The 21,425-nt window shown below is 65.1% G+C and carries 17 protein-coding genes and 1 tRNA gene; 6 read left to right on the forward strand and 12 right to left on the reverse strand.

The annotated features are described in order from the left end of the window. The first annotated feature begins 94 nt into the window (after window positions 1-94). Window positions 95-169 (forward strand) — tRNA-Thr (locus DY926_RS07820). 74 nt (window positions 170-243) lie between these two features. Here DY926_RS07820 and DY926_RS07825 read toward each other — a convergent pair. The 6 genes from DY926_RS07825 to DY926_RS07850 all read right to left on the reverse strand — a co-directional run bounded on the left by DY926_RS07825 (window position 244) and on the right by DY926_RS07850 (window position 8,599). Continuing rightward, window positions 244-1,593, reverse strand: coding sequence for a GntT/GntP/DsdX family permease (locus DY926_RS07825; RefSeq protein ID WP_116702851.1), 1,350 nt, complete (start codon window positions 1,591-1,593; stop codon window positions 244-246). A gap of 16 nt (window positions 1,594-1,609) precedes the next feature. Next, window positions 1,610-3,028 carry a TolC family protein gene (locus tag DY926_RS07830; RefSeq protein ID WP_241503119.1) on the reverse strand — a complete coding sequence of 473 codons (1,419 nt, stop codon included), beginning with the start codon at window positions 3,026-3,028 and terminating at the stop codon, window positions 1,610-1,612. A gap of 20 nt (window positions 3,029-3,048) precedes the next feature. Beyond that, window positions 3,049-4,176 carry an ABC transporter permease gene (locus DY926_RS07835; protein WP_116702852.1) on the reverse strand — a complete coding sequence of 376 codons (1,128 nt, stop codon included), beginning with the start codon at window positions 4,174-4,176 and terminating at the stop codon, window positions 3,049-3,051. A 4-nt stretch (window positions 4,177-4,180) separates the two neighbouring features. Next, window positions 4,181-6,958, reverse strand: coding sequence for a ribosome-associated ATPase/putative transporter RbbA (gene rbbA / locus DY926_RS07840; protein WP_116702853.1), 2,778 nt, complete (start codon window positions 6,956-6,958; stop codon window positions 4,181-4,183). Continuing rightward, window positions 6,955-7,941, reverse strand: a complete 987-nt coding sequence (locus tag DY926_RS07845; RefSeq protein ID WP_116702854.1) for an HlyD family secretion protein — start codon at window positions 7,939-7,941, stop codon at window positions 6,955-6,957. Before DY926_RS07845 ends, rbbA begins: the two co-directional genes overlap by 4 nt. 148 nt (window positions 7,942-8,089) lie before the next feature. Further along, window positions 8,090-8,599: a MarR family winged helix-turn-helix transcriptional regulator gene (locus DY926_RS07850; protein WP_241503120.1), complete on the reverse strand. Its 510-nt coding sequence runs from the start codon at window positions 8,597-8,599 to the stop codon at window positions 8,090-8,092. A gap of 239 nt (window positions 8,600-8,838) precedes the next feature. Here DY926_RS07850 and DY926_RS07860 point away from each other — a divergent pair, with 239 nt between their 5' ends. After that, entirely contained in the window at window positions 8,839-10,995 is a 2,157-nt protein-coding gene (locus DY926_RS07860; protein ID WP_116702857.1) for an FUSC family protein, read from the forward strand. Here the strand turns inward: DY926_RS07860 and DY926_RS07865 are convergent. From DY926_RS07865 to DY926_RS07875, 3 genes are all read right to left on the reverse strand, one after another. Continuing rightward, entirely contained in the window at window positions 10,976-11,569 is a 594-nt protein-coding gene (locus DY926_RS07865; RefSeq protein WP_116702858.1) for a preprotein translocase subunit YajC, read from the reverse strand. The two genes, DY926_RS07860 and DY926_RS07865, sit on opposite strands and share 20 nt — an antisense overlap. A gap of 131 nt (window positions 11,570-11,700) precedes the next feature. Continuing rightward, the gene (locus tag DY926_RS07870) at window positions 11,701-12,312 is read right to left on the reverse strand and encodes a glutathione S-transferase family protein (protein ID WP_241503123.1); all 612 of its coding nucleotides are present in this window, start codon (window positions 12,310-12,312) and stop codon (window positions 11,701-11,703) included. Window positions 12,313-12,314: 2 nt separating this feature from the next. Continuing rightward, entirely contained in the window at window positions 12,315-12,968 is a 654-nt protein-coding gene (locus tag DY926_RS07875) for a Rieske (2Fe-2S) protein (RefSeq protein WP_116702860.1), read from the reverse strand. 167 nt (window positions 12,969-13,135) lie between these two features. Between DY926_RS07875 and DY926_RS07880 the strand changes: the two genes are divergently transcribed. Continuing rightward, window positions 13,136-13,990, forward strand: coding sequence for an aromatic ring-hydroxylating oxygenase subunit alpha (locus DY926_RS07880; protein WP_116702873.1), 855 nt, complete (start codon window positions 13,136-13,138; stop codon window positions 13,988-13,990). Between the two features lie 114 nt (window positions 13,991-14,104). Next, a complete protein-coding gene (locus DY926_RS17515; RefSeq protein ID WP_186336110.1) occupies window positions 14,105-14,281 on the forward strand; it encodes a hypothetical protein in 177 nt (58 codons plus the stop codon). 180 nt (window positions 14,282-14,461) lie between these two features. On the opposite strand, the gene DY926_RS07885 is transcribed toward DY926_RS17515, so the two are convergent. Beyond that, window positions 14,462-15,742 carry a chloride channel protein gene (locus tag DY926_RS07885; RefSeq protein WP_116702861.1) on the reverse strand — a complete coding sequence of 427 codons (1,281 nt, stop codon included), beginning with the start codon at window positions 15,740-15,742 and terminating at the stop codon, window positions 14,462-14,464. A 604-nt stretch (window positions 15,743-16,346) separates the two neighbouring features. Between DY926_RS07885 and DY926_RS07890 the strand changes: the two genes are divergently transcribed. Together DY926_RS07890 and DY926_RS07895 are read left to right on the forward strand one after the other, a co-directional pair. Next, window positions 16,347-16,685 carry a P-II family nitrogen regulator gene (locus DY926_RS07890; RefSeq protein ID WP_025813273.1) on the forward strand — a complete coding sequence of 113 codons (339 nt, stop codon included), beginning with the start codon at window positions 16,347-16,349 and terminating at the stop codon, window positions 16,683-16,685. A gap of 38 nt (window positions 16,686-16,723) precedes the next feature. Further along, window positions 16,724-18,052, forward strand: coding sequence for an ammonium transporter (locus DY926_RS07895; protein ID WP_116702874.1), 1,329 nt, complete (start codon window positions 16,724-16,726; stop codon window positions 18,050-18,052). Window positions 18,053-18,229: 177 nt separating this feature from the next. Here the strand turns inward: DY926_RS07895 and DY926_RS07900 are convergent, their stop codons facing one another. Together DY926_RS07900 and DY926_RS07905 are read right to left on the reverse strand one after the other, a co-directional pair. Next, window positions 18,230-20,443, reverse strand: coding sequence for a TonB-dependent receptor (locus tag DY926_RS07900; RefSeq protein WP_116702862.1), 2,214 nt, complete (start codon window positions 20,441-20,443; stop codon window positions 18,230-18,232). 243 nt (window positions 20,444-20,686) lie between these two features. Continuing rightward, window positions 20,687-21,391 (reverse strand): TetR/AcrR family transcriptional regulator, encoded by a 705-nt coding sequence (locus DY926_RS07905; RefSeq protein ID WP_116702863.1) that lies wholly within the window; start codon window positions 21,389-21,391, stop codon window positions 20,687-20,689. Window positions 21,392-21,425: the final 34 nt, after the last annotated feature.

Genomic DNA, 21,425 nt, shown 5'->3' on the forward strand with positions numbered 1-21,425 from the left:
CCCCGCCTAACATATAGACCAAATTAAAATGGGGAATGCCGCATTTGAGATATTGCATCATTTCAGCCCATCGTTTATCAGACGCCATAGGTTTGCCGACATAGCTCAGGGGTAGAGCAACTGATTCGTAATCAGTAGGCCCTCGGTTCAATTCCGAGTGTCGGCACCACCTTTCTCCCCTTATATCCAGTGTTTCACCGGCTGGCGCCTTCAGGCGCCGGGGGCTGAAGAATGCGCGCGCCATTACAGCCCGCACCAGCCCAGCAGCAGGCACATCCCCAGCCCGGTCAGGCCGATCAGCGTCTCGATCACGGACCATGTCCATGCCGTCTGCGGCACGCTCAGCCCCAGCGTGTCGCGCACCTGCCAGAACCCGGAATCGTTCATCGGCCCGAACATGACCGCCCCCGCCCCCGTGGCCAGCACCAGCAGCTCGGGCGAGACACCATGCCCATGCGCCATGATCGGGGCCACGATGCCCGCCGTGGTGCTCATGGCCACAGTGGCCGAGCCCACCGCCACCCGCATGCCCGCGGCCAGCCCCCATGCCAGCAGCAGCAGCGGCACATGCATCTCCACCGCCGCATGCGCGATCGCGTCCGAAATGCCGCTGGCCATCAGTTCCGCGCCAAAGCCGCCACCCGCCCCGATCATGAGCAGCAGGCTGGCCAGCGGGCCAAGACATTCGTTGGAACAGGCCAGTATCTTTTCCTTCGTCAGCCCCCGCCGCAGCCCCAGGGTCCAGAAGGACAGCAGGGCCGCCAGCCCCAGCCCCACATTCGCATCCCCCACAAAACGCAGGGCGGCGGCCCATCCATCCCCGATCGGCCCCATGAACCGCACGGCCGACCCCGCCAGCATCAGCACCATGGGGGCAAGGATGGTGAACAGCGTAATCCCGAAACCTGGCAGCGCGGCAGGGTCGCGCGGCGTATCACGCCCGTGCTGGCTGGCGGCGGCGGCCCCCGCATCCGCCGGCAGGCGCGGCACGATGAAGCGGGTGTAAAGCGGGCCGGAAATGATCGCAGCCGGCACGCTCACCACCGCCCCCATCCAGATCAGGCGCCCGACATCGGCATGATAGGCCGCAAGGGCGAACATCGCGCCCGGATGCGGCGGCATATACCCCTGCACCACCGACAGGGCGGCCGTAACCGGCAGCGCCACGTGCAGCAGGGGCATACGGGTCTGGCGTGCGATGGAAAAGGCCAGCGGCACCAGAATGACAAACCCGACCGTAAAGAAAACCGACAGCCCGACCAGCAGCCCGATCAGCATCATGGCCCAGTCCACCCGCCGCGCGCCCGCCACCGACACCACGGTCATGGCGATGCGGTCCGCCCCGCCGGAAACCTCCAGCATCTTGCCCATCATCGTGCCCAGCGCGATGACGGAGGCGATCTGCCCCAGCACGTCGCCCGCCCCGGTCTCGAACGCGCTCACCACCCTTGTCGCAGGCATGCCAGCGGCAAAGCCCAGCAGCACGGAGGCGATGAACAGCGAAAGGAAGGGGTTGAGCTTGACCCGCTCGATCAGGAAAACAACGACGCCTATGGCCACAACAGCCAGTAACAGGGCCATTCCGACCGACATCCACACGTCTCCCTGATTACGGCCCGGACCCGCGCAGCACCGGTGTCGCCTGTTCCCACCCGCCCCCCAGGGCGCGGGCAAGCTGTATGGTGGCCAGCGTGCGGGCGTCCTGGTTGGCCAGCACATCTGCCTGCGCGTCCAGCACCTGCATGCGGGCGTGCAGCACATCACCCAGATTGCGCTGCCCACCGGCATACAGTCCGGCCATATCCCGCGCAACCTGCCGTGCCTGTTCCATCGCGCGGGTCAGTTCCACATCACGGCTGTCCAGCCCGAGGCGGTTTTCATACCCATCCTCCACCTCCGCCAGCGCGCGCAGTATGCTCTGGTCATATCCGGCCACGGCGGCGTCCAGCCGGGCATCGGCGGCGTGAATACGCGCCTGTATGCGGTTGGCGGTGAAAATGGGCAGGTAGCTGGTCAGCGCGATCAGCCCGCCCGTGCCGGACAGGCCGGGAATCCCGTCAAAGCGCAGCCGCCCGTTGCCACCAAAAAATTCCAGCCCGAAACGCGGCAGCAGGTCGGTCTTGGCGCTTTTCAGCCGGTTCAGCGCCGCATCCACCTGATCGCGCCGGGCGCGGACATCGGGCCTGCGCTCCAGCACCTCATCAGGCATCTCGCCTGCGGGTGCCGGGGGCAGGTAGTAAGCGGGCGGCGGCACGGGGTCCGGCAGCCCCTCGGGCACCTGGCCGGACAGGACCGCCAGCCGCCTGCGCATAAGATCAAGCTGGGCCACAAGCATGGGCCTGCGCGCCCGCAGGCCGGACAGCTTCTGGTCAATGCCGGTGACATCCGCCGCATTCGCCTGCCCCGATGCGAAGCGGGCCTGACCATAGGCATGCAACTGTTCCAGCGTGGCGATGCCCTGATCGGTCAGCGCGATCTGGCGTTGCAGCCCCTGGGCCTGCAGGTAGTCATCCGCCGCATCGGCGGCGATGACCATCTGCACGCCATGGAAATATTCCTCCTCCGCCGCGACACCGGCCTTCGCGGCCTTTACATCGGCATGGCGGCCACCGAACAGGTCCGGCTCCCACGATGCACCGACCCCGGCCAGATGCGCGTCCGTTCCGGGGTCATTGCCGGGCACGAGGCTGGTGGGGTTGCGCCAGTCCATGCCCCCACCCAGCATGCTGCCCGTGGCCCCCACGGTGGGATACAGCGCCGAACGCGCGACCGTGTGCAGCGCACGCGCCTCACGCACGCGGTCGCGCGCCATGCGCAGGTCGGGGCTGGCGGCCAACGCCGTCTCGACCGCATGTGTCAGCCCCGGGTCATGCCAGGCCTCCCACCAGCGGGTCAGGTCCGTCCGTGGCGTATCGGCAGCCGGTACCTGCGTGAACTGCCGCGGCACCACCACGCGGGAGGCCGGGGCGCGTGTGTGAAAGGGCGAACACCCCGCCACCAGCCCCATGGCCACCACCATGCACGCCATCCGTGCCCATCCGTTCCCCATCATTCCTGCCTTGCCAACATGGATCTGAACCGCGCGAGCGCGCACATAAGAAATACGATACCCGTCAGGCTTACGGTCAGCAGCGGCAGCATGATCGCATCCAGCCCCGCGCCCCGGTACAGGATGGCCTGTGACAGGTTGACGAACTGCGTGGTGGGCAGGAACCGCACCACCACCTGCATGGCGGCGGGCATGCTCTCCACCGGGGTTGCAGCACCCGACAGCAGGTACGCCACCGCATAGACCGGCACCACCAGCAGCCCGAACTGCGGCATGGTGGGGGCGACGGTGGCCAGCATGATGCCCAGCGCCGTGGCGGAAAACAGGTACAGCAGCGCGCACGCCGCAAACAGCGTGACCGACCCCGCCAGCGGCACCCCCAGCCACACATGCACCACCAGCCATAGTGACAGCATGGCACCCACGAATATGACCAGCCCGTTGGTCACGATTTTCGCAATCGCGATCTCGCTGGCCGTGACCGGCATGACCAGCAGGTGCTCCAGCGTGCCGTGCTCGCGTTCACGGATCACCGCCGCCCCCACCAGCACGATGGAAAGAATGGTGATGTTGGTCACGATCTGCATGACCGAGGTGAACCACTTCGATTCGTTATTGGGGTTGAAGCGGATGCGGCTCTGCACGCTGAAGGGCACCTGCTGCGCCAGCGCGGGCGTGTGCAGCACGTCACTGACCGCGCCCAGCATGATCTCGTTCAGGTAGGCCGTGCCCAGCCCCGCCTGCGTCATGGCCGTGGCGTCCACACGTATCTGCACCGCGGGCGTGCGGCCCGCCAGTATGTCGGCCTCGAAACGCGGGGGGATATCGACCACGAATATGTAGTCCCCCTCGTCCATGCCACGCAGGGCCTCCGCACGGTCCACCATGACGGGGGGCTTGAAATAGGGCGGCAGCACCGCATCGCGCATGCGGCGCGACAGGGTGGTGTTGTCCTCATCCATAAAGGCGATGGTCGCGTTCGAGACCTCGACCTTCACGCCACTGGCCACCAGCAGCACGCCCGCGCTGAAGGCGAACACGATCAGCCCCAGCAGCACGCGGTCGTGCACAAGGCTGCGCAGCTCCTTGCCACACAGCAGCCCGACATTGACCAGCCAGCGCATCATGCGCTCAGGCTTCCTGTTTTTTCAGCAGCAGCCGCGCGGCCAGCATGTAAACGCTGGCAAAGCCGCCCAGCGCCAGATAGATGCGCCAGAAACTGCCCAGACCCAGCCCCTTGGTAAAACAGCCCAGGCTGATGATCTGGTACCACGCCGCCGGAAAGCCCAGCCCCACGATGCGGCTCAGCCCCGTAAGCGTCGAGGCCGGATAGAGCAGGCCAGAGAAGTTGACCGCCGGGATCAGGCAGATGATGGACGTGCCGAAAATGGCCGCCACCTGCGAGCCGACAAAGGTCGAGATCAGCAGCCCCAGCCCCGTGGCCGACAGCACGAACAGCACGCCGCCGATGCTGAGCGCCAGCAGGGACCCCTTGAGCGGCACCCCCATCACCACCACCGCCACAATGACCAGCATGGCGTAGCTGATGGTGGCCAGCGCCGCATAGGGCGCCTGCTTGCCCATGAGATACTGCCCCACCGACGCGGGCGAGGCATACAGGTTGACGATGGAGCCCACCTCCTTCTCCCGCACCACGCCGAGGGCGGTCAGCATGCTCGGGATCAGGATCAGCGCCAGCATGATCACGCCCGGTGTCATGGCGTAGATGCTGCGGAATTCCTGGTTATAGGCGAAACGTGGCTCCACATTGATCGGAACCGTTACCCCCTGCGGCATCTCGCGCCCCAGCGTGGCCGCGTACCCCGCCAGCACGCCCGTCACGTAGGCCCGGACATTGGCCGCAAGGAACGGCACCGCGCCATCAATGATCACCCCGACCTCCGGCCTGCGCCCGGCTTCCATGTCACGGGCGAAGCCCGCTGGAATATCCAGCGCCATCTGCGCGCGGCCATTGCGTATGGTCCGGTCCAGCGCATCGGCATCGGTTACGGGCGGCAGTTCATGGAAATAGGCGGAGCCACGGAAGCTGTCGATCAGTTCACGGCTGATGGTGGTCCGGTCATGGTCACTGACGGTAAAGCCCACCCCCTCCACATCGAACGAGATGCTTGATGCCGCCACCACCAGCAGGATCAGCGGCCCGACCAGCGCGAACATGAGTCGCAGCCGGTCGCGCAGCAGTTCCACCGCCTCGCGCCGGGCAAAGGCCCATGCGCGCGGCAGCCACGCCCCGCCAAGGCGGCCCAGCCGCATCTCCCACCGTGTCGCCATGTCCTGCCACCACGCGCGGCCACGGCTGGCGGGTTTTGCGGCGGGCGCGGCCTGCGCGGTGTCCATCGCACCTTCCGCATCTTCCAGATAGGCGATGAAGGCGGCCTCAAGATCGGGGGCCGCGCGTCTTTTCACCAGTTCGGCGGGTGTGCCGACCGCCAGCACGTGCCCGCGATGCATGAGCGAGATCCGGTCGCACCGCGCCGCCTCGTTCATGAAATGGGTGGAGACAAAAATGGTGACATGATCCGTGCGGGACAGGCGGATCAGGTGCCGCCAGAACATGTCGCGCGCGGCGGGGTCCACGCCGGAGGTCGGTTCGTCAAGGATCAGGATTTCGGGGTTGTTGATGCACGCTGCCGCAAGCTGCAGGCGCTGGCGTATGCCCAGCGGCAGGGCGGCGGGGCTGACATCGGCGCAGTTACGCAGCTCGAACGAATCAAGCGCCTGCTCCACCCGCTGCGCCGCCTGTGCGGCGGGAATACGGTAAAGCCGCGCCTGCAGCATAAGGTTCTGGCGCACGGTCAGTTCCTCATAAAGCGAGAACGCCTGCGACATGTAGCCAATGCGCATGCGGGTTTTCATGTCACCCGCCGTGATCTGCTCGCCAAACAGCCGGGCCGTGCCGCTGGTCACGTCCAGCAGGCCGGTCAGCATTTTCATGGTGGTGGACTTGCCGCAGCCATTGGAGCCGAGGAAGCCAAAAATCTCGCCACGGCTGATGGTGAAGCTCACGTCACTGACCGCCGTGAAACTGCCAAAGCGGCGGGTCAGGTGTTCGGCCTCGATGGCGGGGGGGCCGCCGGGATTGGCATAGGGCGGGATGACGAAGCCGCTGGCCTGCTGGCGCTTGCCTTCGGGCAGGAGCGAGATATACGCCGCCTCCAGCGATGTGGTGTTGGTGCGCTCCAGCACGCGGTGCGTCCGGTCGCTGATCAGCACCTTGCCGTCATCCATCGCCACCAGCCACGAAAAGCGTTCCGCCTCCTCCATGTAGGCGGTGGAGACGATGACCGTCATGGACGGGCGCTCACGCCGCAACTGGTCCACCAGCGTCCAGAACTGCTGGCGCGAGAGCGGATCGACCCCGGTGGTCGGTTCATCAAGTATCAGCAGGTCGGGATCATGCACCAGCGCACAGCACAGGCTGACCTTCTGCTTCATGCCCCCCGACAGGTGCCCCGCCGCCCGGTCGGGAAAGGGCGCAAGCCCCGTGGCGTCCAGCAGGCGGTGGATGCGCGCGTCACGCGCACGGGCGTCCATGCCGAACAGGCGGGCGAAAAAATCAATGTTCTCCCATACCGACAGGGTCGGGTACAGGTTGCGCCCCAGCCCCTGCGGCATGAAGGCGACCCGGGGCAGGAACGCCTCACGCGCGCGGCGCGATCCCATATCCGCCCCCAGCACCATGACCTTACCGGACTGGAGCCGCCGCACCCCCGCAATCAGCCCCAGCAGGGTGGACTTGCCCACCCCGTCCGGCCCGACAAGGCCGATGGTGGTTCCGGCAGGCAGGCTGAGTGTCACGTCATTGACCGCCGTGACCGCGCCATAGCGGTGCGTCACCCCGGTAATGGTGATGCCGGGCGGGCTATCGTGCGGCGTATCCGCGTTCATTGCGGGGCATCGGCCACGTCAAGGGCCGCGGGCCACGGGGTGGCGGGGTCGGTGCGCACGTAGCCATCGCCCGTCATGCCCGCCTTGAGCACGCTGCCGTAACGCCGCGCCGTTTCGGGTGCGATCCGCAGCTTGACGCGATAGACCAGCTTGTCACGCTCGGTCGTGGTCTCGACATATTTGGGGGTGAACTGGGCCTCGGGCGAGACGAAGGAGATCGTGGCCGGAATGACCTGCTGGTGCAGGGCATCAAGGGCGATGCGCGCCTGATCGCCCACGCGCAGCCTGCCCGCCTGCGGGGAGGGGTAGAATACGGTCAGGTACATATCCGCCGGGTTCAGCAGAGAGGCCACCCGCCCCCCGCCGGGCAGGACCGCCCCCATTTCCACAATGCGGTATTCGATCCGGCCCGCCACAGGCGCGCGGATGATCATGTCATCAACCGCCGACTGCGCTTCGGCCACCTGCGCCTGCGCGCCATCGACCATGGCCCGTGCGCCATCAACCGCGCGGCTGGCGGCCTCGGCGGCGGCGGTGGCCGTGTCCAGGTTCGTCTGGTGCTGCGCGAGTTCCATGTCCGAGACGAGATGCTGGCGGAACATGCCGCGCGCATGCTCCATGTCCAGTTCCGCCAGATGCCGCGCCGCCTGCCGTGCGTCCCGCTCGGCCCCGACGCGCGCACTATCCGCCCGGGCGGCGTCAAGATGGGCGCGTGCGGCGTCAAGGCGGGCGCGCGCCGTCACGTCATCCTCACGCGCCAGCACCTGCCCCGCTGCGACGGTGTCGCCCTCGTTGAAATCAAGTCCGGTAATGCGGCCGGGATATTTCACCGCCACGTCAATACGCGCCAGCTCCAGCCGCCCGTTGGCCCGCGCCAGCCCGCGCGGCAGGTCGCCACGGTGCTGGACCACATACCACCCGGCCCCCACCGCCATGACCACAACGGCCAGACCGGCGCCAATCATACCCTCCCGCCACTTCATACCGGCAGCATCTCCTTGCCATACGCGCGAAGTGGTACCTGCGGGAAAGGGAGCGCCCCCTTCATGCGCGTGCGTACCCGGCCCGCGCGGGAATCCTGTCATAACGTCTCATATCACCCCGTCCCATGCAATCGCACGCGGGCCGTGATTACGCCGCGCCGTCGCTGCAGGGGGTGGCGCCGTCTTCCTTCATCACGTCCTCCGCCCGGTGCAGTACCTGCGCCAGCATGTCCATCATCGCCTGCGTGCCGCCGTGCGGAAGCCCGTCCAGCACGCGCGATTCCATGGCCGCGCAGATATGATGGAGTGCGGCGCATTTCCGCCGGCCACGCGGGGTCAGGACAAGGCACTTGGCCCGCCTGTCATCCTGATCGGGGCGGCGTTCGACCAGCCCTTCATCCTCCAGCAGGTCGAGCACGCGCACCAGCGCGGAACTATCGGTATTCATCGCATCGGCCAGCGTGCGCTGGCTTATGCCGGCGGGCAGCATCATGAGGTAGGCCAGCGGGCGCATCATGGCCAGACTCATGCCCTCCGTGCGCAGGGCGCGGTCAAGCAGCAGGCGCCACGTGTTGGACAGCCGCATGGTGAGGAACGTCATCCTCATGTCCTGAAAACCGGTACCCTCGATATCGGGCAATGGTGAACGACCCGGCATGTGAACCTCCTGCGGGTGAACGACCCGGCGACGGGGCCTTCATGCGCCCGATAGCATGCCGGACGCGGCGGATCATGACCCATTTACGCGATACCAGACCGGCGGCGGAAACGGGTTGGGCCGATATAATTGACATGGCACTAATTGTCATACAATAAATACCCGGCTCCGTATCCTTTATCTTCCCGTGGCATGCGTTATCAGGTGGTCCGCATGTCGCAGCCGGGAGTCCGCCCCAGATGTTGTCCAGCATTACGCGCACCTTTTCCATCGATGCCCGATGGGCCGCCACGTGCACCACGGCGGCCTACAGTGCGCGTGCGCTCCTGTCTGTCGGGATCGCGCTGTTCCTGGCGTTCAGCTTCCAGCTCCAGTCCCCCATGAGTTCGGTCACCACCGTCATGATCGTGGCCAACCCCACGGTGGGGGCGCTGGTGTCCAAAAGCGTGTGGCGTGTGATCGGCACCATCATTGGCGCGTCCATAAGCGTGGGGCTTATGGCGGTGTTCGTGCAGTCGCCGGTACTATATTTTATGGGGCTGTCACTGACGGTGGGGCTGGCCTGCATGGCCGCGACCTTCCTGCGGCTGTTCCGTGCCTATGCCGCCGTGCTGACGGGCTATACGATCGTCATCATCTCCGCCCCCGCGTTTGATGACCCTGACGGGATCTTCCTCAGCGCCATGTCGCGCCTTGCTGCGGTGGTGGTGGGCATCGTGACCACGGCGGCGGTGTTCATGGTCACCTCGCCGCGCCGTTCGGACACGCTGTTCATCCAGATCCATGACCTGTTCCGTGACACGGTCAGCTACATCCTGTCGTTCCATCAGGGCTACAGCAACGTGCCCGCGCCGAACCCGACCGCCACGCCCGCCAGCACCTTCCGCACCCTGCCCCCCACGTTTCATGACAGCCGCGCCGCCATGCTCAGCCGGATCGGGCGGCTGTCGGATGCGGTGGAATACGCCGCGACGGACAATTACGACATAAGCGTGCGCCAGCGTGAAATCCGCGCGGGGCTGGCACGGCTTTCGGGCATTGTCGCCTCATACCATCCCCATACCGTCACCGCCTCCAATACGGAGGAAGACCGCATGGTGCATGGCGAGATCGTGTCCATGCTCCAGTACCTCATGGACATTACCGCCAACCAGACGCTGGAAAGCACATGGACCAGCGGCTGCGCACGCATAAGCCAGACCCGCGCCATCATGATCGCGCATGCGCGTGACAGCCACTCCCCGCAGTCGCTGCTGTTTCTGGACGATATCCAGGACCTGCTGGGCCAGATCGAGACGGCGTTGCAGGATCTGGCCCGCCGTGGCAGCGCGGGGCGGCGGCTGCGGCTGCAACCCTATCTGGAATGGCCCACGGCGCTGCGCAACGGCGCGCGCGGAGCAACGATCACGATGCTGACGGCGCTGGTCTGGTACGTCCTGCACTGGACGGCGGGGCCGACGATGATGCTGTACGTGGTGGCCGCCGCCAGCCTGCTGTCCACCCTGCCCTCCGCCTCACGCGCGTCAGGGCTTATGGCGGCGGGCACGGCGCTGGGAATCCCGGCGGGGCTGTTATGCCATATCTACCTGCTGCCGCAGGTGGATGGGTATCCGCTGCTCTGGCTTTCGCTGTGCATCATGCTGCTGCCGGGGGTGTGGCTGCAGTTCCACCCGCAGGTGGGGGTCGGGGCATTTGGCTACTGCGTGTTTTCCACGGTCATGCTGCAAGTCAACAACCCCATCCATTATTATAATGACATAAGCCTGTTCAACGGCTGGCTGGCGCTGTTTCTGGGCTGCTGCATGCTGGTCCTGTCCTTCCGCGTGATCCTGCCGCCCAACCACCGGGTGGATGCGGCGCGCCTTGTCACGTCGCTTACGCGCAGCCTGCGCAGGCTGGCGCTGTCAGGCCGCAGGCAGGGCAAGGAATGGCTGGTGTGGGAGAACCTGCAACTGCAGAAGGTCCTGCGGCTGGCGATGCGCCTGTCGTTCTTCGCGCGGCCGGGGGTGATCCACCAGTATATTGACGCGGCACTGGCCACGCTCTCGCTGGGGCGGCTGGTGGAACGCATCCGCACCATTGCGGAAAGCCCCGAGATTACCGGTGGCCAGCAGGTGGCCATCTATGATGCGCTCGACGCCTTTGCCGAGCTGGCGCACAACCCGCTGCTGACCGCAAAGGCGCTGCGGCACGCGGCGTACATCCTGTGCCCGCCCGATGCGATCACCCTGCGCCCGGCGGCCCAGGTCGAGGCCATGGCCTGCCTGGAACAGGCCGCGCAGATCATCCAGGATATTCCCGGCTTCCTTGACCGGCGCGGCCCGCTGCAATGGGGCGAGGACTATCCCGCCGCCCACCGGCCGCCGCTTGCCGCCGTCAGGCCGGAAGTCGGCTGAGGACGGAGAACGACACGGCGTCCATGACGGTCGTGTCCACTTCGTCACCGACCTTGAGGGTCTTGAGGAACTCCTGCATCGGCTTCTGGCGCACCAGCACGACGCGGGTGATGTCATCGGGATCGACAAAGGTGACCTGATTGCGGGTCGTATCGAGACCCGTCACCTTGACGCGCTCACGCTTGAAGGAAACCATCATGCCGTGCGGATGCTGGCCGGTGCGGGTGCCGGCGGCGTTCTCGGTCGATTCAGGCATGGGGGAGCCGGGGGCGGCGATCGTGGCGTCAATGGTGCGCACGATGCGCAGGCCGATCTTGTCGCCCGCATGCAGCACCGGCAGCTTGGCGCGGATGTCCGGGTCCACGCGCACGGTGTCCAGATTGCCCGCCCTGTCACGCAGCAGGATCATGCCCGCATCGTGGTCCACGCTCTCGACGGTCGCGACACCCAGCTGATTGCCCACGATGACCGGGGCCTGCGCCATCGCGGAAGTCCCGCACAGTCCCGCAACACCCTCGATGGTTGCCGCCAGCGCCCATGCGACCGGGCGGGATGCAAACAGTTTTTTGTTCATATATGTGTCTTCCCTGAGTGGTTTTTTATGAATGCTGGTCCCTGCTGGCGGCCCTACACATGGGCCACCAGTTTCCTCCATAACCCTAACAGGGGATCATGTATGCCAAAGATGTAGATGTGATGAATATGTCAGGCGTAATCCGGCACGCCGGGCATGACCGCAAAACCGGGCAGCGCGCGCATCCTGCGCGCCCAGCGCCGCAGGGCGGGGCAGGTATCACGTTCCACCCCCACATCGGCCGACAGCGCGAACACCACGAACAGCACCACATCGGCAATGCTGGCGGCAGGGGCCGCGAACCAGTCATGGCCTTCAAGCGCGCGGGCGCTCATGTGGTCTTCCATCCGCCGCAGCATCACTTCCAGCGCGCCGGTGGCGGGCACGACCGGCATGGTGGTGCCAAGTGCTCCCCCACGGCTGGCCGCCAGCGCATCGAGCGCACCGCCCCCGAAATCCAGCCAGTCCAGAATGACCCATTCACAGGCGGGGTCGAGCCATGCCCGCGCCACATCGGGCCTGCGGGCGATGAAATGCAGGATGTTGGCAGGCCGTGACAGCCGCAGGCCACCATGCTCCAGCACCGGCGGACACCGCCCCGTGGCGAATACCGGCAGGCGCCGGGTGCCGGGCAGGTCCATGTCCACCGCTTCCGTGCGGTACTCCACGCCCATGAGCGACAGGCCAAGACGCACGGCGTAGCAGCGCACATCCGGCGTCCAGTCATACAGGATCATATCCATCGTCACGCCAGTTCCTCCATGACCGCGGCGGTATCGCCACCACATTCCACCGCATCGCGCAGCCGCGCGGCCCAGTGCGACAGGAAGGGTGCGGACGGTGCGCCATCCCCTTCCGCCCGGACCACATGCAGCATGGCCTGCCCCGCGACCGGCTCATGCACCGCAAGGCCTACACGACCAGTCCACAGCACGGGCGTATCATCATCCATCCCGATCGCCTGGCGCAGCGGTGCGATTCCTGCATGGACATGCACGCTGCGCACGGGCTGGACCCCATCCACGCCCTGTGCCGCCTGCGGGGCGAAATCCGCCGCCGCATCCAGGCTGACCCACGCAAGCCCGGCCCATTCACGCACGCCATAGGCGCCCACATGAATCGAGGCGGGCGCACGCACCTGCGGGTGGGCCGGGATCAGTTTGCACCGCGCGCCCGCACCGAACTGCCAGCCATGATACAGGCAGCCCAGGCCATCACCGCGCACGAACCCGAAACTGAGCCGCATGCCGCGATGCGGGCAGCGGTCCTCCCACGCATGGAGGGTGGATGTGGCGCTGTCCTCGCGCCATAGCACGATCTCATGCCCGCCAATCCGCACGCCCGCGACCTCGCCACGGTGTATGTCGGACAGGACACTGACCGGATGCCATCTGTGCATATGCTCTTCCGCTCCCTTCCGCCGGCACGGACAGGGCCTGCCTGTCCGTCCGGCCATTCCTTCACGCCATGGGATGGCGTGCCGTCCTGAATGGAGCTAACATTGCAAAACCGTTACGGCAATCCATGCGCGTGATGGATGACATACTGAAAACACAGGACCGGGCCATGACACTGACCACCCCAGCCGCTGAAACCGTTCTGTCCGAATGGCATGTGATCAGCCCCCTGTCACACCTGCGCACCACGCCAACCGACACCATGCTGCTCGACCGGCACATCACCTTTGGCCACGATGCCGATGGCGCGCCCTTTGCGTGTGACGTGGCGGAGCGGCGCAGCCTGCCCGTGCAGGCGCGCCATGGCTGCCTGTGGACATGCCTCGGCACGCCCAGAGGTGACATTCCCGCCATTACCGAAACCATGGAACCCGACCGCAGGGTCGTGGATTGCGGCGTGATCACGGTGCGCACATCCGCCCCGCGCATTGTCGAGAACTTCCTCGACATGGCGCATTTCCCCTTCGTGCACACCAACATCCTCGGCGCCGAACCGGATACGGAAGTGGCGCGCTACAACATAGAACTGCGTGAGGACGGCAACGAGGTCTGGGCCACGGACTGCCATTTCTACCAGCCGCAGGCCGCCCTTTCGGCCGCCGGTGGAATCGAGACGGAATACCTGTACCGCGTGGCCAGCCCGTTCGTGACGCTGCTGTACAAGACCTGCCCCACCCAGCCCGAACGCTTTGACATCATCACCCTGTTCGTCCAGCCGATGACACAGGAAACCAGCCGCGCGCACCCGGTCATGTTCCTGATTGACGATGTCTCGCCCCAGGCCGACCTGATCCAGTTCCAGCAGACCATCTTCCTGCAGGACCGGATCATACTGGAAAACCAGCGCCCGCGCCGCCTGCCGCTGTCCAGCGGGGCGGAAATACCCACCATGGCCGACCGCATGTCGGTGGCGTACCGCCGCTGGCTGCGTGACCGTGGGGTGCAGTACGGCACCACGGCCTGACCGCCACACCTGCGCGCGCTGCATTACCCCCCTTCACCCCATGGGGCTGCGCGGGGGGTGGGCATGGTGTACGTTCGCGCCATTGCAGACGGATCAAGCCGGAAAGAGCATTGCATGACCGAACAGAACACACAGGACGCCTTCGCGCAGGGCAAGGCCGCCGCCACGAAGGGTGAGCCGCTGATCGAAAACCCGTTTGACGAAACCCTGCCCGCCTATGAGGAATGGAATAAGGGCTGGTGGAGCGTGCGCGAAAACGACGGGGATTTCGACCCGTTTGCCGAAAAATGATCCGTGCCTCCACGATAGCGTGAGGTCATGGAAACGTGAGCGCACGCATATTGTGCGCGGATCATATCCTGTGAAATGAATGCGGAGGCGGCGCGCCCGAAACGTGAAATACGGCGCCTGTCCTCAGAAAACAGGGCGGTACCGGCAACGGTGCCGCCTTTTTTCATCAGGTGCCGCGGATCACGACCGGGCCGACATGCTGCCCGGCGCATGCGGCTGCGACTGGACGACCCGCACCCTGTCCGCACGCGCGCAGATGCGAAAGGCCATGAGCGCCCCGGCGGAAGTCAGGAAAATGGGCACCCACATGTCGTGCCCCACATGCGTGAACTCGATGCCCAGCGCGATGGCCGTAAGCGGCATGGCCATGAACGTGCCCAGAAAGGCGATCCCGCCCAGCAGCGCGGTCGTGCCCACATCCACACCGGGCAGCGGCAGCCACAGGTTCCACGCCGTGGCCAGCACGGTCGCCAGCAGTCCGCCCATGGTCAGGCTGGGGGTCAGCAGCCCGCCCGCCGCACCGGCGCGCAACGCCCCCATGATGACGATGATCTTGAGCACCAGCAGGGTCGCCGCCAGCTCCATGCCCAGTTGCGCCGAAAGCGCAAGCTGCATGGGGCCGCGCCCGTTACCCGGCAGTTGCGGGTAGAAGCATGTCAGCACCCCCATGAGGGGAAACACCACAAGGCACCACCCGATGCGCCCCACGCCGCGTGCCGCGCGGTTCTGCGCCAGCCCCGCCAACCGCTTGGCCCCATGCGCGCCAATGCCGATGACCGGCCCCGCGCACAGCGCCCACACCATGACGGCGGGTGTGACCACCATCGGCCCGATTTCGTACTGGTGCACATTGCCCAGCACAGCCCAGGGCACGAACGCCCCAATGGCCGATGCGCCCACGGCGCACAGCACGGCACGCTGCCCGACCTGGGCCAGCAGCACCTCCAGTATGAACAGCGCGCCACCCAGCGGCACGTTATAGACGGCGGCAAGCCCCGCCCCCGCGCCACAGGCGATGATGATGCGCCGGTCATCCGCCGCAAGCCGCAGCACGCGCCCCGTGGCGGTGGCCAGCACGGCGCCCAGTTCCCGTGGCGCGACCTCACGCCCCAGCGGTGAGCCGAGCGCCACCGTCACGATCTGGAGCAGTACATGCACCAGCGTGGAAAAAGGTGGCATGGGCTTGCCCGGCCCGGTCTTGCCCACGCTTGCGGCAATGCTGATGAGCGGCCTGCCAAAGCGCCCCAGCGCCCACCAGCCCACGCCCGCGACCACACCGGCCGCGCACAGCGCCGCAAACCGCCGCCATGCGGGCGCGGCGCTGACGCCCTGCAGGAAATTATGCGGCCCCCCCGGCTGCCCGTAGCCATAGGCCAGATGCTGGATCATGTGCAGCAGCAGCGACAGCGCCGTGCCCCCCAGCCCGGACAGGACACCCGTGCCCAAGACCGCGATGGCCATGACCGGCCATGCGGAGGTTGTGCTGGAGGAAGGCGGGGGGGAAACGGGTGCGTTCATGGGGCAATGAGGTATGCCGGATCAGGGTCCGTGCGCAAGGCGGGTTTCGGCAATAAAGGGCAGTTCTCCACCACATGCAGGCCCCGTGCCCGATTCGGCGCGCGCGGGGCATGGAACCCCTCCGGCATGCCGCCCCGGTTCGTGTTTCCGCGCGCGGCCGGGAGTGCTCTCGACTTCGTTACTTCTGGCCATTGCCGCGTTTTTACTTCCGCAGTTCATGCGCGTGGCCGCCATGACCGGACAGGAGAAGTAAGGAAGCGGCCTTTTTCATGCGGTCTGTCGCATCTTCACTTCCGCCGCCACCGGCGGGCCTGCGCCGTATGGCGGGGTGAAACGGACGTTTCCATTGCGGAACTTTTGGCCCGTACACCGGCTCATATGGGGGGTATGAACGGGGCTGGCGGGTGTGCATAACGGCAACACATCGGCACCGTAATGACCGCTTGGAAATCCGATAGCAAGTTCATATTGCTTCTAGATATAGTTGCCTGTACGGAACTAGAGGCAGCAGAATGAAATTGCAGGGGCAAGGCAGGAAGGGAACAAGATGAAATTCGTTATTGCCATCATCAAGCCGTTCAAGCTCGATGAGGTACGCGAAGGGTTGCACTCCATCGGTGTCGATGCACTGACCGCAACCGAAGTGAAAGGATATGGCCGCCAGAAAGGCCAGACCGAGATCTATCGCGGTGCCGAATACAACATTCAGTTTCTGCCCAAGATCAAGCTTGAGATCGCGGTGCCTGATGCCCTGTGCGAAAAGGTGGTGGACGTGATCCAGACCGCCGCATGCACCGGCAAGATTGGCGATGGAAAGATTTTTGTTCTCGATCTTGAACAGGCAATACGGATCAGAACACAGGAAACCGGAGAAAACGCACTGTGATCACGAAGATTGGCAAGAAAGCAGCGCTGGCGGGGGTAATGGGCGCGGCGGCCATGACCAGCCTGCCCGCCATGGCGGCTGACGCGGCCCCCCCGGCCATCGACACCGGCGATACCGCATGGATGCTGGTCAGCACCGCGCTCGTGCTGATGATGACCATCCCCGGCCTGGGCCTGTTCTATGCCGGCATGGTCCGCAAGAAGAACGTGCTCGCCACCCTCATGCAGTCGTTCGCGATCTGCTGCATCATGACCGTGGTGTGGATGGTGCTGGGCTACAGCCTTGCCTTCACTTCGGGCAACGCATTCATCGGTGGCCTGTCGCGGGTCATGCTTAACGGCCTGGGGGCCGGCATCTCCAAGGGTTCCGACGTGGCGTTCACCATGGCGGCGGGCACGCCCGCGGCCACGGCCATGACCATCCCCGAGAGCGTGTTCATGACGTTCCAGATGACGTTCGCCATCATCACCCCGGCCCTGATTACCGGTGCGTTTGCCGAGCGGATGAAATTCAGCGCCCTGTGCGTGTTCACCATTGTATGGTCCCTGCTGGTTTACGTGCCCATCGCCCACTGGGTGTGGGGTCCGGACGGATGGGTCGCGGGCAGGATCGGGGCCATTGACTTCGCCGGTGGCACGGTCGTGCACATCAATGCCGGTATTGCCGGTCTTGTCGCCGCACTGGTGATCGGGCGCCGCAAGGGTTTTGGTGTTGATGACCTGTCTCCCTACAACCTGACCTATGCCGTGATCGGTGCATCCCTGCTGTGGGTTGGCTGGTTCGGCTTCAACGCCGGTTCCGCCGCTGGCGCGAACGGCCGTGCGGGCATGGCCATGGCGACGACCCAGATCGCAACCGCCGCCGCCGGTGTGGCGTGGATGTGCGCCGAGTGGATGAAGACCGGCAAGCCCACGGTGCTTGGCATCATTTCCGGCGCGGTGGCGGGCCTTGTGGCCATTACGCCCGCGGCGGGCTTCGTGCTGCCCGGTGGCGCGCTGATGATCGGTCTCGTGGCCGGTGTGGTCTGCTTCTGGGGTGCGACAACGCTGAAGCACCTGATGGGCTATGATGACAGCCTCGACGCCTTTGGCGTGCATGGCATTGGCGGTATCGTTGGCGCGCTGCTGACGGGCATCTTCGCCTATGGCCCGCTTTCCGCCACCGATGCCAGCCCCGATGGCGTCAGCGGGTCGTTCGCGCAGTTCCTGGCGCAGGCGGAATCCGTGGGCATCACCATCGTATGGTGCGGCGTGCTGACCTTCGTGATCCTGAAGATCATAGACCTGACGATTGGCCTGCGTGTCTCGCCGGATGAGGAAATGGAAGGCCTTGACATGGCCCTGCATGGCGAACGGATCAATTCCTGATCCCTTCCCTGCCGGAAAAAAACGAGGGCGGTCCCATGGGGCCGCCCTTTTTTCATGCTCGACCCGAACGGTAAGGGGATGAAACCCTGATAGAAGTTTTTGGGTGCCGCCTTTTTTCAAAAAGGCGGCGTTCTTCGAAGCTTTTTGAAAAAAGCTTCACCAAAAACTTCTATCCGTTCAGAAGTCCTGCGATATCCCCGTCAGGATCGTGCGGCGCAGGCCGTATTGCGGCGCACCCACCCCGATGCCGGTACCACTACGCAGCATGTAAGGGTGATCGAACAGGTTGGTCACATCCAGCCGCAACTGCGTGGTGCGCAGGAACCGGGAATGGAACAGGTCGCGGAAGGACTGCACCAGCGACATGTTGAAGGTGGCGTATTGCGGGATCACGCCGCCATTGGGCACATCGCTGTCCTGCCGCAGGCCGCTGCCATACACCATGGTGGCTGACAGGCGGGTGGGATGCCCGGTGTGGTGGAAGAACGTGTAGGCCCCGCCAACGGACGCGGTCCAGCGCTGGTCATGGTCCAGATGCACCCAGTGGTGGCTGATATAGGCCAGGTCATCAGACGCGAAATTGAACTGCGCGCTGGTAATGTCCTTCCCGATCGCACGGGACCACGCCATGTTGCCGTAAAGCGAGAGCGGCCCGTGGTCGTAGGACGTGGCGAACTCGTACCCGTTGACCTGCCCGCGCCGGTAATTGAAGCCGGACAGGATGATGGGCGCGCCGAACTGCCCTTCATCAATCAGGTTATGGGCCAGCTTGTAATAGGCATCGAACGACACATGCCAGCCGGGCAGGATGCTCTGGTCAATCCCGGCATCGAAATAATGGTCCCGCTCGGCCCTGACCGTACTATTGCCCGTCGAGGCCGCGGCCCCCGATGTGCCCACGAAGCGTTGCAGGTCGGCCCCGCCCACCACCTCGAAGGGCGGCGGCGTGAAGTAGCGCGAATAGCCCGCATGCAGCGCGGCCCCCCGCCATGCACGCCAGACCACGTTGACGCGCGGGCTGAGCTGGTGCTGGTCCGTATATTCCCCCACGCCATCAAACCGCAGGCCGTAATTGACCGTGACATTGCGCAGGGGCCGCCATTCATCCTGCACGTACAGGCCATAGATGTCGCCCGTGCGGCCATTGCCCGTATGGATGTTGACGAACTGGCCGGTTGCCGTGTCCTGAACCAGCGCATCGGCCTTGGTGATGTTGCGCTCGGCAAAGACCTGGAAGCCAAAGCGGATGGTATGGTCAGGCCGCACGCGCCATGTCACATCGCTCTGGGCGCCGGTGGACATGACCGAACGCTGGGCACGCTGGCTTACCCCCATATAGGCAAGGTCGCCAAGGTTGGGGTCAGGGCTGTAGCCAAGGCTGCTGTAGCGCGAGAAAACCGATGTCTGGAGCGAGAAGGCCCCGATTTCCTTCTGCAGTGACAGGATGCCGAAATCGGTAATCTGCCTCTGGCGTTCGTTCAGGTTGGACGCATTCGGCGCACCGGGCACCGCCACGCAGGCCGCGTCATCCCCCGCGCAGGGAAAGGTCTGCCCGCCGATATTGGGAAGCTGGTACTCGGCGTTCGATACCCCCGCAATCAGGCTCAGCCGCGTGTTCTCATCCACCGTGTACCGCAGGTGACCCAGAAAATGGTACTGGTTGCTCAAGTCATGCGGCGCGTTGAAGGAGGGGGTCGTATTCTCGATCCCGACCCGGTCATGCACGTAATCGGCAGTCAGGAAGTAATCCCATTTGCCGTACTGCCCCCCATACTGCGCGGAGGGAAAGAAGTAATCCCGCGCACCGCCGTAAATCGACACATTGCCGCCCTTGTTGGTCGCGCCATTCTTGGTGGTGATGTCCACCACGCCCGCCTGCAGGAAGCCGTATTCAACCGGCAGCGCCCCGGTGGTGAGGGAGAGGTTGTCGGCAAAACGGGTCATGAGCGTCTGGCCGAACACGTTCATGCCCTCGGGCAACTGCACGCCGTCCAGCCGGAACTGCACCTCGTTATGGTCGCCACGCACATGGATCTGCCCGTAGCTGTCCTGCGCCACACCGGGGGCCTGCAGGAGCACGCTGTTCAGGCCTGCGTTATCGCCACCGGGAATGGTCTCGATCGCCTTGCGGCTGAAGGCATGGACCGTGGCCCCCGTCGAGGGCTGCAACTGCACGCGCGCCCGGTCCAGCCGGGCCGTGACGGTTATGGTCTCGGGCGCGGATGATGCCCGCGTCACTGTCTGTCCCGTTGCCTGCGTGGTGGTGGACGCGGCGGGCGGGGCATCGGTCGCCACGCTCTGGGCCATGGCCACCGTAAGCGGGGTCAGGCACGTCACCGCCGCCAGCGCGGCGGGCGAGAGGGGATGGGGGAAAAACCTTGAACGCAGCATGGCGCAGCAGCCTCACATCCGGTCTGGAGATTTCGGGAGGCGCAGCTTTATTTGGTACAATATAACATAACAACATGAAAAAACGGCGCGGCCACTCCGGGCCGGAATATGTTGTATATATGCAACATATTTCAGGCGTGCCGCCACGCCCCGCCCTGCCATCAGGGCACGGGAAACATGACCGCGCGGGAACGTGCGGAACGGATTGGAATGGTTGGCGGAATCAGGAGATGGCGCGCGCCATCAGCCCCTGTCGCGTTCAGGGTCCATGACCAGCGGCGGCAGGTGAGCCCCATCGCGCTGGTAGTTGTTGAGGAACATGCGCACGGCGGAGCGTGCAATGAACTCGATATGCGCCTGATCCGTATTGACCGGCAGTTGCAGCCGCACCCGCGCGGCAATGCGGGTCTGGCACAGGGCGTAGAACTGTTCGGCCGCGAAAACGGGGTCGGGAATGTTCAGCACGCCCGCATCGTTATGCTGCGTAAGCCATGCGGCAAAGATGTCGATGGACTTCTGCGGGCCATGGACCCAGAACGTCTCGGCCAGTGTCGGGAACTTGGCGGCCTCGGAAATGATGATCCGGTTGAGCATGAGCGACAGCGGTGATGTCAGCAGTCCGATCATGGCCATGGCCAGATGCTCGAGCGATTCCGTAAGGTTCGCCCCCTCGTCTATCCGCCGGAACAGCAGGGGCAGTTTCTCGCACGCGCACTGCTCGACAAAGGCGGCGAACAGCGTGGCCTTGCTGTCGAAATAATTATACAGCGTTCCCTTGGACACCCCGGCATCACGCGCGATGCTGGACATGGAAGCGCCCTCGTACCCCTTTTCAGCAAAAACACGCGCGGCCCCGGCCAGTATCTGCTGGCGCTTGGCAGCGGAGGCACCGGAAAGCGGACAGCCTTCCGCCTGTGTCCTGCCTGAATGGTCTGCCATGGTGCCCATTGAAATCATCCTGCTCCCGCGGTCGGTGCGTACT

Source organism: Komagataeibacter melaceti (genome assembly GCF_003403295.1).
GTDB classification, from domain to species: domain Bacteria; phylum Pseudomonadota; class Alphaproteobacteria; order Acetobacterales; family Acetobacteraceae; genus Komagataeibacter; species Komagataeibacter melaceti.